We start from the raw sequence: 9,676 nt of genomic DNA on the forward strand, positions 1-9,676 counted from the left end.
CAGATTCCCATGGTCGTGCGCTGCGGAGGTACGGCATTAGGTCAGTTGACCGGCGACACACGCCCGACCCTTGCCGAGCGTCGAAACTCTCTGGCCCATGGCGATCCGTTCGACGGACTGCCAACGGGCGGTCTCCTCGAACTGGTCCGAGACCTCATCAATTTCGCTTACCGGCACTACCTCGCCGAGGCCGCCAACATCGGGTTCCATCCAACCACGGCAGGACGAGCCTAATGGCGGCAAGTGCATCGCTCATCGCCGCCGTCGACGCGGTTTGGCGACTTCCACGGCCGGGCCCGGACAACCTCCTGGCCTCACCGTCCTTCGTTGCGCTGAGCGAGCTGTGCCTTGCGGAATACGGCGGTGGCAAACCCGTGTTCGCGTTGAGCACCGCCCTCCGCTCACTGGGGCTGCCGTGTCATCTCCCCGCCAACAAGGCCGCGCTGAGCCTCGACCACGAAACCGCGGCGAACGCACTGGATGACGCTTACAGACGCAGGACCACGCTGCGCCGGCATCTATGCCCACTCGACCTCGCGGACGAGATGCCGGTGTTGAGGTTCGGCAATGCCCACGTCGCGGACTTCACCGCAGATGATCTGGCGGGGCTATTCAATGCCCCGCGGCTCGCCCGCAACTTTCACAATGAGTCGCTCGATCCCAAGCGCCTGGCGCAGTTCCGATGGTTGGTTGTGGAGGAAGAAATCGCGCTCGACCCGCGCCCTGAAGCACGCGCCGCCCCCTTCATGTACATGCCGTTCGATCGAGATTTCGGAGAGATTGATCCCCATCTCGGTCGCTTTCCGCCGGCGGTTGAACGAGCGCTGTTCTTTCTCCTGCTGGCGCCGTGGGAACGGTGGTCCACGATGCAGGAGGTCGACTGGCGAGGCTTTCGCCTGCCTTGGATTTACACGGCCGACGACGACCTCTTCATTCGCCCGTCTCCACCCCCGAGCGCGGATAGCCTCACCCTCGAGCCATGGATCGTCCAGGACCAATGGGGGGGCGACATCGAACTCGAACGTCCGACGGTCTTGCCACTGGATGACGACGCGGCGGCGGGTCTGGCGCTCTTCACCGACGATGCTTGGAAAGAGCTTGAGGGGGCACGGGCTATGGACCTATTCGAGACGCCTATCGCGCATTTTCTCGTCCGGGCCTTCCTCGCCGATGGCATGGACGAGGTGATGGCGCACATGACGGCCATCGAAGCGGCCGTCGGCCTTGAGATGGACCACAAGAAATGGCTTCGGCCCAAGCCTGACCCGCACAAGGCGGTTTCGTCAGCCACGGATCGCGTTTCGGCACGCCTCGCGGCTGTCTTGAACGACGCCGCAAGCGTGCAGGCCTATAAGGATCTCTTCGACCTGCGCAGCACCTTCGTCCACGGCCGCGCCGGGCTCCAGAAGGTGTCGACCAAGCAGCGCGTCATGGCGCGCAGCCTGGCGCGCGGCGTATCCCGCGGCCTGGTCGACCTGGCGCTCAAGGGGCCGCGACCGCGCGCAGACGTGCTGAGCGACCTCCTTACGCGTGGCGCACCCTACTTGTAGGCCCTCAGGGCAGGATGGTGTGATCGCGAATGCCGGCCGAAACAGAATCTCTCCTGATCAAGCCCATCAGCGTGCGGCAGTTCGAGCTGTACGCCCTGTCGCTCGACCGTGGCCCGAACTTCGACCCCGCCAGCATTTTCGCCGCATATCAAATCGGCCGCGGCGGCGCCTGTGGCGCGATTCTCCTCGACCAGGAGGGCGGGACCTTCAGCACGATCGCGATGCGACGCCGGGTCGATCATTGTTGGATCTGCGTCGCAAAAGGCGGCCTGTTCCAAGTGCCCGAACAGGCCCTCGACGCGCTCAGCGTCGACATGCGCGGCGGTGATCCGCCTGAACCGCTCGCACCTGGCGTCCGCCGACGGCCCTTGTTGATCGAGGTCGGGCCGCGTGGAAGCTCCCCGGAGTTTGACTTGCTCATCAAGTCCATAAGTCATCTGCCGGCGCTGATGGCGGTGGGAGAATGCTATCTCGCCCTGCCGCGGCCAGATCGAAATTTCATCCCCGACTTGCAAACCAACAACTTCGCGTCGCGGCTCTTCGAGCTTTACCTGTTTGCCTGCTTTCGCGAGCAAGGCCTGCAGGTCCGCCAAGATCACGTTTCGCCCGATTTTCAAATCGAGAAGGACGGCGTCACCTGTTGGGTGGAGGCGGTGACCGCGAACTCCGAAACCCCGCGCGCTGGCGGCATCGGAGATTGGGTTCATGCGCCCACGGATCGAATGGAGCGGCTAACCGGCGCCCCGGCTGAACGATTTGCCAAGACGCTGCGAGGAAAGTTGCAGCGGGAATATCACGGCCTGTCGCACGTGCAGGGGCATCCGTTCGCCATCGCGATCGCCGATTTCCACAGCTCGGGCTCCATGGTGTGGAGCCGTGAGGCGCTGCCAACCTATCTCTACGGCGTTCGCGCCGATGTCGAAGACGACGGCACGAAACGACGCGCTGTCGGGACGGCGATATCCAATCTCACGGGCAAGAACGCGATCCCGGCCGGACTGTTTCGAGACCCGGACTTCGCGCATTTGTCCGCCGTTCTCTTCAGCAACGCCGGCACCTTGGCGAAATTCAATCGCATGGGCTTTTTGGCCGGATGGCGCCCGCCCGGCCTGTCGATGATCCGTCGGGGCATCTTGTTCGATCGGACGCCGGGCGCGTTGGAACCGATCGACTTCGAGCTGGAAGTGGGAAGCCAGGAGTATGACGCACTATGGCCATGGGGCGAAGCCTGGTGTCAGGAACTCGAGGTCTTTCACAACCCGCTCGCCTCCCATCCTATTCCATTCGATTTGATCCCCGGCGCGACGCATTGGTTCGAGCGCGGCGGCGAAGTGGAATGCAGCACGATTTGGGCGAATTCGGTGATTTCATCGATCACCCAGCTTCGAGCGCCGAAAGGCTATTACCCCGCAGCTGAAGGATAGGCGCGCCCTAAGCTTGTTCGCCCTTTCGCGTGATGAACTTAAATTCTGTTTGCCCGGCTTTGGCCGCCAAATCGAACCATTTCTCACGGTAGTCCGGCAGCTCTGCTCGACTTACGGCAATGGCGGAGAGCGCCGAACAATAGGCGATCCCGGCATGCACTGTTTCGCCGAGATAATTGAGAAAGCGCGTTAGATCGGGTGGGTAAGCAAGGTCTGTGTCGCTCTCGAAAACCTTGTGGCGCTCACCGTCGACGAAGGTGTTGATCGCCGTTTCAAGAATGGCGTAGCTCAGAAACGCGTCCGCGCCCGCGTCGGGCGCAGCGAGCACCGCGTTCAGTTCAGGGCGCCATTCGATCGCTTTCCGGCAGAGCGCCGGATTGACGTGGCCGACCGCGATGTTTCGCATGTACTTCGCGAATTCGAACCCGCGCCTGTGTGTCGAGATGATCTCGTTGAGCTCCGGGTGATCCTTGTAGAGGCCCCGGCTTATCCCTTCCAGGTCGGCGACATTCGCGCACGAAACAAGCAATTGCTTCAAAAGGACCAAGCGGATGGCGTGATCGTCCGGCCCGGCTTCCAGCGCCTTATCCGCAACAACGAGATCGCCATGTGCGAGCCGCGCCGAAATCGCAATCTGGATGAAGTCCAAATCCATACGTCTGCTCGCTCTCTTGATCGGCGACTACACTATTCGTCATCGTCGCGGCTGGGCCGCCTTGTTGCGGGCCCAGCCAACATCGGGCTGGATCGACCGACGCCCAATTGGAACCGCCGCGCCGCATCGACAAGGTCGAGGGCGCTCTTGCGTCCAAAGGCAATTTCCACACGCCGCTTTTTCAGGTCGAAGGTGAAGCTCGCGCCGTCCCGACTGTAGGTCACGCGCTGATCACGATCATCGTCGTCCACGTCGCCACCAGACGATTCACTGATATCCTCCAGCCGATCGACCAGCGCATCGAAGGAGTCCTCCATGCTGTCGAACTCCACCACCAGCCGCTGGAACTCGTCCGAGAAAAGTTCATCGAGAGCCTCGCGATGCGCCGCCCAACCTTGCCGAAGCTCGAGCCGTCGCGTGATGTAATACTCACTCGGGTCCTCCGGATTCTGACCCGTCACGACGATATAGCGGAAAGCAGGCGCATCGAGCGTGTCGGCCTCTTTCCTGAGATCCTTTCGCTTGAGGCCGAGAACATCGCGCGCATTTTGGTAGAGGGTTTGCAGCTCCTCCGCGACCGTGTCGGCAAGCAGTCGATTGCACCAGCCGTCAGCCGACTCCGATAGCCGATCGGGCACCTTGTGATATCCGCGGCTGAAGCCGTTGAGGCTCCGGATTGCCCCTGTCTCGGTTCCCTCCAGATACTCGGTGTTGTTCTTCAGCCGAATGCCGGCAAGCGCCGCGTCCGCAGGTATAGCGGGCGGCTGGGGCACATAGTGGATCCGAAAGCTGTTGGATGCGGACAAGATGGCCTGGGGCGTCTGTGTCGCCCGCATCGACATCTCTCGGGTGATGTAGCGCGGCACTTCCTGGCGCAGATAGTTCTGCAAGCTTTCGCCGGTAAGCCAACGATCGCGTGCGAGCGCGTCAGGTGCGCGACCCTCAAGCGCTTCCAGCAGAAAGTGCGTCCAGATGCCGTGACCCAGTGCGTTTGACGGGTAGGACTTTTCCCCCGGCGAGCACGACAGGAAGGCGCCGAGATACCAGCCGCTATCGAGAAATTCTTCGACCTCGTCGGGGTCAAGGTTCCCGATCACGTCCCGCGACTGCACGACGTCGCGGAAGGGCTCGGCGCATGCGTCGATGAAGATCAGCGCCTGCTCGCACGCGCTCTGGGACAAGGGCTCCAGCAGCGCACCGCGCATCGAGAGCGTTGTATCGGCTATGTTGAGGCGATTGGTATCGTAGGTGCTGAGGCGGTTCCCACCCGCGCCATGGAATCCGTGTCCTGCGTAGTAAAAGACGAAGAGGTCGTCGGCCGAGAGGTTGCGGATCGTGTAGCCCAGATGGTCCTTAACGGCGGCCAGGCTGGCATCGGCGTCGGTCATCAGCTCAAGCTCGACATCGTCCGCCGGCAGACCCTTGAAGATCTCCTGCACCGCCTCGTTCACCGCGTCGGCATCGGCGCGCGCATACGCCACCGACGGCAGCGCGTCGCCGCTCTTCGGCTTGCGATAATTCTCAAGCCCAACGATCACAGCCACGACCCGCGTGAAGCGCGCCGCTGTAGTATCCCCGTCAACTGGCCGGGTCCGCGCCGGCACGGGTTTGCGCGCCATCACGCGTCCTCCTCAAGATATTCGCGTTCCAGCCGCCTGGCCGCGGAGCGGATCGCGTCCAGGTCGTGACCTTCACGCTGCAGAACCAGCAGCAAGAACAGCAAGCGCCGCGATGTCGGCGTCATGGCGCGTTTCCGCTCCTCGCTGGCACCGGATGCGCCCCAAGATCGAATGGTCGCCACGGAAGCGCCCATGAGACGGGCGAGACGTGTGCTCCGACCGCTTCGTTCGCCACCGTTCAGTTCCTCCGCGATCGCTCGGACCGCAGCTGCTTGTTCCATGACCGATCCTATGACAGCGTCACGGTCACAGAGTTCGAGTGGCACTGTATATTTTTCAAGACCAGCCGCGTCGAAGTCGGCTCATTTTTTTGCTTGCGCCGACTGCTGCGGGTGATCCCCGCATCGTCCTTTAGAGTGAGAGGACGGCCTGGCTTCGCCGTGACGGGTTGACGGCTGGAGGAGAGGCCTCCGGCGCCCGTCATGGAGACTAGCCATGACTCATGTGGAGAATTTGGATGCCGCTCGCGGCCGCGCTAGCGGCTACAAGGTGGATGTAAGCCGGGGCGAGCGCATTGGCCGCGTATCGTCGGAGTGGTTTTCGCGGCCAGCGGACGAGCGCTACCTCTCCCTTTCGGACCTCTACACCGCCGTGCATGGACGGGCCGAGCGGAGCCGCACCCGAACCGTCCAGAGCGCGGCGATCCGGGTGGAGGCGAGCCGCGACGACGCCGAGCGCCTGGCGCTGATATTGCCCGGCTCGGATGCGCCAATCGCGCCGACCCATTGGAGCTTCGGTCAGCTCGCCGGCCTGGTGGGCGCGCCAGCAGCCTATCTGCGCCAGCTTCCCGCGCCGCTCGCCGGCATCAACCTGCAATACGGCCTGACCTCGCATCGGGCCGAGCAGGTGAAGACGCTTGAGATCGAAGATGGTCGCGTCGAGCTGCGCGCCGTCACGGGGCCCGACTATGGGCGCATCTTCGACCATGAGCTGGTGGCGGCCGTGCAGCGCATTGCCGGCAACGGCACGGGCGACACGCGCTGGAAGGTCCCGGGTGTGCTCGACTGGACAACGGGCATCTACAACCCGCGCGTCGACATCACCCAGGACACGACGACGCTCTATGCCTCTGATCGGGACGTCTTCCTCTTCCTGGTCGACGACCTCAATCCGATTGAGGCCGGGCGGTTGCCCGACGGCTCGCCCGATCTCTACTTCCGCGGCTTCTATTGCTGGAATTCAGAGGTGGGCGCGAAGACGCTTGGCATGGCGAGCTTCTATCTCCGCGCCGTCTGCCAGAACCGCAATCTCTGGGGCGTCGAGGATTTCGAGGAGATCACCATCCGCCACTCGAAATATGCCGCCTCACGCTTTGCGCATGAAGCGGCGCCGGCGCTGACCCGCTTCGCCAATTCTTCGCCGATGCCCTTCGTCAATGGCATCCGGGCCGCGCGCGAAAAGATCGTCGCCCGCACCGACGACGACCGCAGCGATTTCCTGCGCAAGCGCGGCTTCTCCAAGACCGAGACGGCGAAGATCATCGAGACGGTGATGGCCGAGGAAGGCCGCAAGCCCGAGAGCGTCTTTGATTTCGTCCAGGGCATCACTGCCGTCGCACGAGACAAGACCCATCAGGACGCCCGGCTCGACCTGGAGGCGCGCGCGAAGAAGCTACTCGACCGAGCGGCCTGACTTCCGGAAAGCCGGAGATGCGGAAAAGCGTGTCTCCGGCTTCGTGCCTTTCCGTCTTTCCTGATCGTCGGTTTCGCGGCGCTGCCCTTCAGAGGAAGAGGGCGGCGCTGCGCTTCGTGACGGGTTGGAGGCCCAGAGAGAGTCTCTCGGCCGCCCGTCGCGGAGTATAATCCCATGGCGACCGCCGTTCAGAAGATCACCCTCTCGCCCTCGCGCGACATTCCCTTCAACAAGCTGGTGCTCAGCCAGTCAAACGTTCGACGCGTGAAGGCCGGCATCTCGGTCGAAGAACTGGCCGAAGATATCGCTCGGCGCGGCCTCCTGCAGGGCCTCAGCGTTCGATCGGTCGTCGACCAGGCCGGAATCGAGACCGGCATGTTCGAGATCCCGGCCGGCGGCCGGCGTTACCGGGCGCTGGAGCTGCTGGTGAAGCAGAAGCGCCTCGCCAAGACCGCGCCCGTCCCGTGCGTCGTCCGCGACGGTGGCATTGCCGAGGAGGATTCGCTCGCGGAGAACGTCCAGCGCGCCCCGCTGCATCCGCTCGACCAGTTCCGGGCCTTCCTGGCACTGCGCGAGAAGGGTCAGTCCGAGGAGGAGATCGCCGCCGCCTTCTTCTTCTCGGTCAACGTGGTGAAGCAACGCCTGAAGCTGGCGTCGGTCTCGCCAGCGCTGCTCAATGTCTATGCCGAGGACGGCATGACGCTCGACCAGCTCATGGCCTTCACCGTCTCTGGAGACCATGAGCGCCAGGAGCAGGTGTTCGAGCGGCTGAAGGTCTCCCACGACAAGCAGCCCTACGTTATCCGGCGTATGCTGACCGAGGGTGCCGTCCGCGCCTCGGACAAGCGGGCGCAGTTCATCGGCGTGGACGCATACGTCGCGGCCGGCGGCACCGTGCTGCGCGACCTGTTCCAGGGCGACGATGGCGGCTGGCTGCAGGATGTCCCACTCGTCAACCAGATGGTGGCCGACAAGCTGAAGGCGGAATCGGATGCGGTCTCCGCCGAAGGCTGGAAGTGGATCGAAGTCGCGCCCGATTTCGCCTACGGCCATGCCTTTGGTCTGCGGCAGCTTCGTGGCGAAACCATCGCGCTGACGGCCGAGGAAGAGGCGACCCGGGACGCGCTCCAGGCCGAGTTCGACCGGCTGTCCGAGGAATACCAGGACGCCGGCGAACTGCCGGACGAGGTGGACGAGCGCCTGTCGGAGCTGGAAACGGCGCTGGAGGGCTTCGAGAGCCGGGCCGTGGTGTTCGACACCGCCGAGGTCGCCCGTGCCGGCGCCTTCGTCAGCATCGGCGCCGAGGGCCAGCTTCGCGTCGAGCGGGGTTATATCCGGTCCGAGGACGAGCTGGCGACCGAGCCCGAGCCCGAGCCCGAGTCCGACCTATCCGCGGATGGCGAGGACGAACAAGCCGTCGCCGCCAGCTCCATAGGCGCCGAGGCCATCGTGATGACCGAGGCCGTAGCCGAACCGGAGGAGGACGAGGGTCTGTCGCCTATCTCCGACCGGCTGATGACCGAGCTGACCTCGCATCGCACACTGGCCCTTCGGCACGCGCTCGGCGAACGGCCGGACGTCGCCTTCCTCGCCGCCCTACAAGTCCTCACGCTGAAGACGTTCTACCACTACGGCTCGGATAGCTGCCTCGAACTCGATTTGAAGAGCGTCAGCTTCGGCACGCAGGCGCCGGGGCTGAACGACAGCGCATCGGCCGAGGCTATCCGGGCTCGGCACGAGAGCTGGGCGAAGGCGCTTCCCAAGGAGTCGGCCGACCTCTGGGACGCGCTGCAGGAGTGGGACGGCGATAGCCAGGCCGGCCTGTTCGCCCACATCGTCAGCCTCTCGGTGAACGCCGTGTACGAACCCTGGAACCGGCGCCCACGGGCGTTCGCCCATGCCGATCGCCTCGCGCGGGCGGTCGACCTGGACATGGCGGCCGCCGGGTGGAAGCCGACAGTGGATAACTTCCTCGGCCGAGTGACGAAGGCCCGCATCCTGCAGGCGGTGGCTCAGGCGAAAGACCAGCGCGCCGCCGATCGGATCGAGCACCTGAAGAAGGGCGACATGGCTGCCGAGGCGGAAACGCTGCTGGCCGACACCGGCTGGCTGCCCGAACCGCTTCGCACGCCGGTCCGCGCGACTGGAGACGAGCTGGTGCCAGAATCTGCGATCGACGAAACTCCAGAGCAGTCCAGCGAAAAATTACTGGAAGACGAAGACGAGCCGGTCGCTCAGAATGACGATACCGGCGAGCCGATGATCGCGGCCGAATAGCTGTCGAGCGCAACGAGGCCCGCCGGAGACGGCGGGCCTTTTCTTTTCGAGGACTATCATGGCCGATACTGTGCGTGATCTCGCGCAACGCCTTGGGCAGCAAGCCGAGGCCGTGTGCCGCCATTACCTCTCCTCCGGCCGGCGGGAGGGCGGCTATTGGCTTGTGGGCGACGTCCGGAACGCGCCTGGCCGCTCGATGTTCGTGCGTCTCAGAGAGTCGGTGAAAGGGCCGGCCGGCAAATGGACGGACGCCGCCACCGGCGAACATGGCGACCTGCTCGATGTGATCCGCGAGAGCTGCGGCCTGGTCGACTTCAAGGACGTCGCCGATGAGGCGCATTCGTTCCTCAGTCTGCCACGTCCCGAACCGGAGCCGGACCGTCCGCGAGCGCGCACGCCGAACGCTCCAACCGGATCACCGGAAGCAGCGCGGCGCCTGTTCGCCATGTCGCAGCCGAT

Annotated in this window: 7 protein-coding genes and 2 pseudogenes; 6 read left to right on the forward strand and 3 right to left on the reverse strand. The window is 64.1% G+C overall.

All coding sequences use genetic code 11. From position 1 onward, the window contains the following. The 3 genes and pseudogenes from AC1P6P_RS10185 to AC1P6P_RS10195 form a co-directional block, all read left to right on the forward strand. Positions 1–234, forward strand: a pseudogene (locus AC1P6P_RS10185) (hypothetical protein); the annotation flags it as partial. Then, complete coding sequence (locus AC1P6P_RS10190) at positions 234–1,550, forward strand: hypothetical protein (RefSeq protein WP_481402331.1); 1,317 nt, start codon at positions 234–236, stop codon at positions 1,548–1,550. The pseudogene AC1P6P_RS10185 and the gene AC1P6P_RS10190, both read left to right, overlap by 1 nt. 29 nt (positions 1,551–1,579) lie before the next feature. Continuing rightward, a complete protein-coding gene (locus tag AC1P6P_RS10195; RefSeq protein ID WP_481402332.1) occupies positions 1,580–2,974 on the forward strand; it encodes a hypothetical protein in 1,395 nt (464 codons plus the stop codon). A gap of 7 nt (positions 2,975–2,981) precedes the next feature. On the opposite strand, the gene AC1P6P_RS10200 is transcribed toward AC1P6P_RS10195, so the two are convergent. From AC1P6P_RS10200 to AC1P6P_RS10210, 3 genes are read right to left on the reverse strand one after another with little or no spacing between them, the layout of a single operon-like run. Next, the gene (locus tag AC1P6P_RS10200) at positions 2,982–3,629 is read right to left on the reverse strand and encodes a hypothetical protein (RefSeq protein WP_481402333.1); all 648 of its coding nucleotides are present in this window, start codon (positions 3,627–3,629) and stop codon (positions 2,982–2,984) included. A gap of 32 nt (positions 3,630–3,661) precedes the next feature. After that, the gene (locus tag AC1P6P_RS10205) at positions 3,662–5,248 is read right to left on the reverse strand and encodes a caspase family protein (RefSeq protein WP_481402334.1); all 1,587 of its coding nucleotides are present in this window, start codon (positions 5,246–5,248) and stop codon (positions 3,662–3,664) included. Beyond that, the gene (locus AC1P6P_RS10210) at positions 5,248–5,529 is read right to left on the reverse strand and encodes a hypothetical protein (protein ID WP_481402335.1); all 282 of its coding nucleotides are present in this window, start codon (positions 5,527–5,529) and stop codon (positions 5,248–5,250) included. Before AC1P6P_RS10210 ends, AC1P6P_RS10205 begins: the two co-directional genes overlap by 1 nt. Before the next feature lie 214 nt (positions 5,530–5,743). Here AC1P6P_RS10210 and AC1P6P_RS10215 point away from each other — a divergent pair, with 214 nt between their 5' ends. The 3 genes and pseudogenes from AC1P6P_RS10215 to AC1P6P_RS10225 form a co-directional block, all read left to right on the forward strand. Then, the gene (locus tag AC1P6P_RS10215) at positions 5,744–6,940 is read left to right on the forward strand and encodes a DUF932 domain-containing protein (RefSeq protein WP_481402336.1); all 1,197 of its coding nucleotides are present in this window, start codon (positions 5,744–5,746) and stop codon (positions 6,938–6,940) included. A 174-nt stretch (positions 6,941–7,114) separates the two neighbouring features. Further along, positions 7,115–9,217: a ParB/RepB/Spo0J family partition protein gene (locus AC1P6P_RS10220; RefSeq protein WP_481402337.1), complete on the forward strand. Its 2,103-nt coding sequence runs from the start codon at positions 7,115–7,117 to the stop codon at positions 9,215–9,217. Positions 9,218–9,275: 58 nt separating this feature from the next. After that, positions 9,276–9,676 (forward strand): annotated as a pseudogene (locus AC1P6P_RS10225) (DNA primase); the annotation flags it as partial.

It is taken from the genome of Rhizomicrobium sp., from assembly GCF_056722145.1.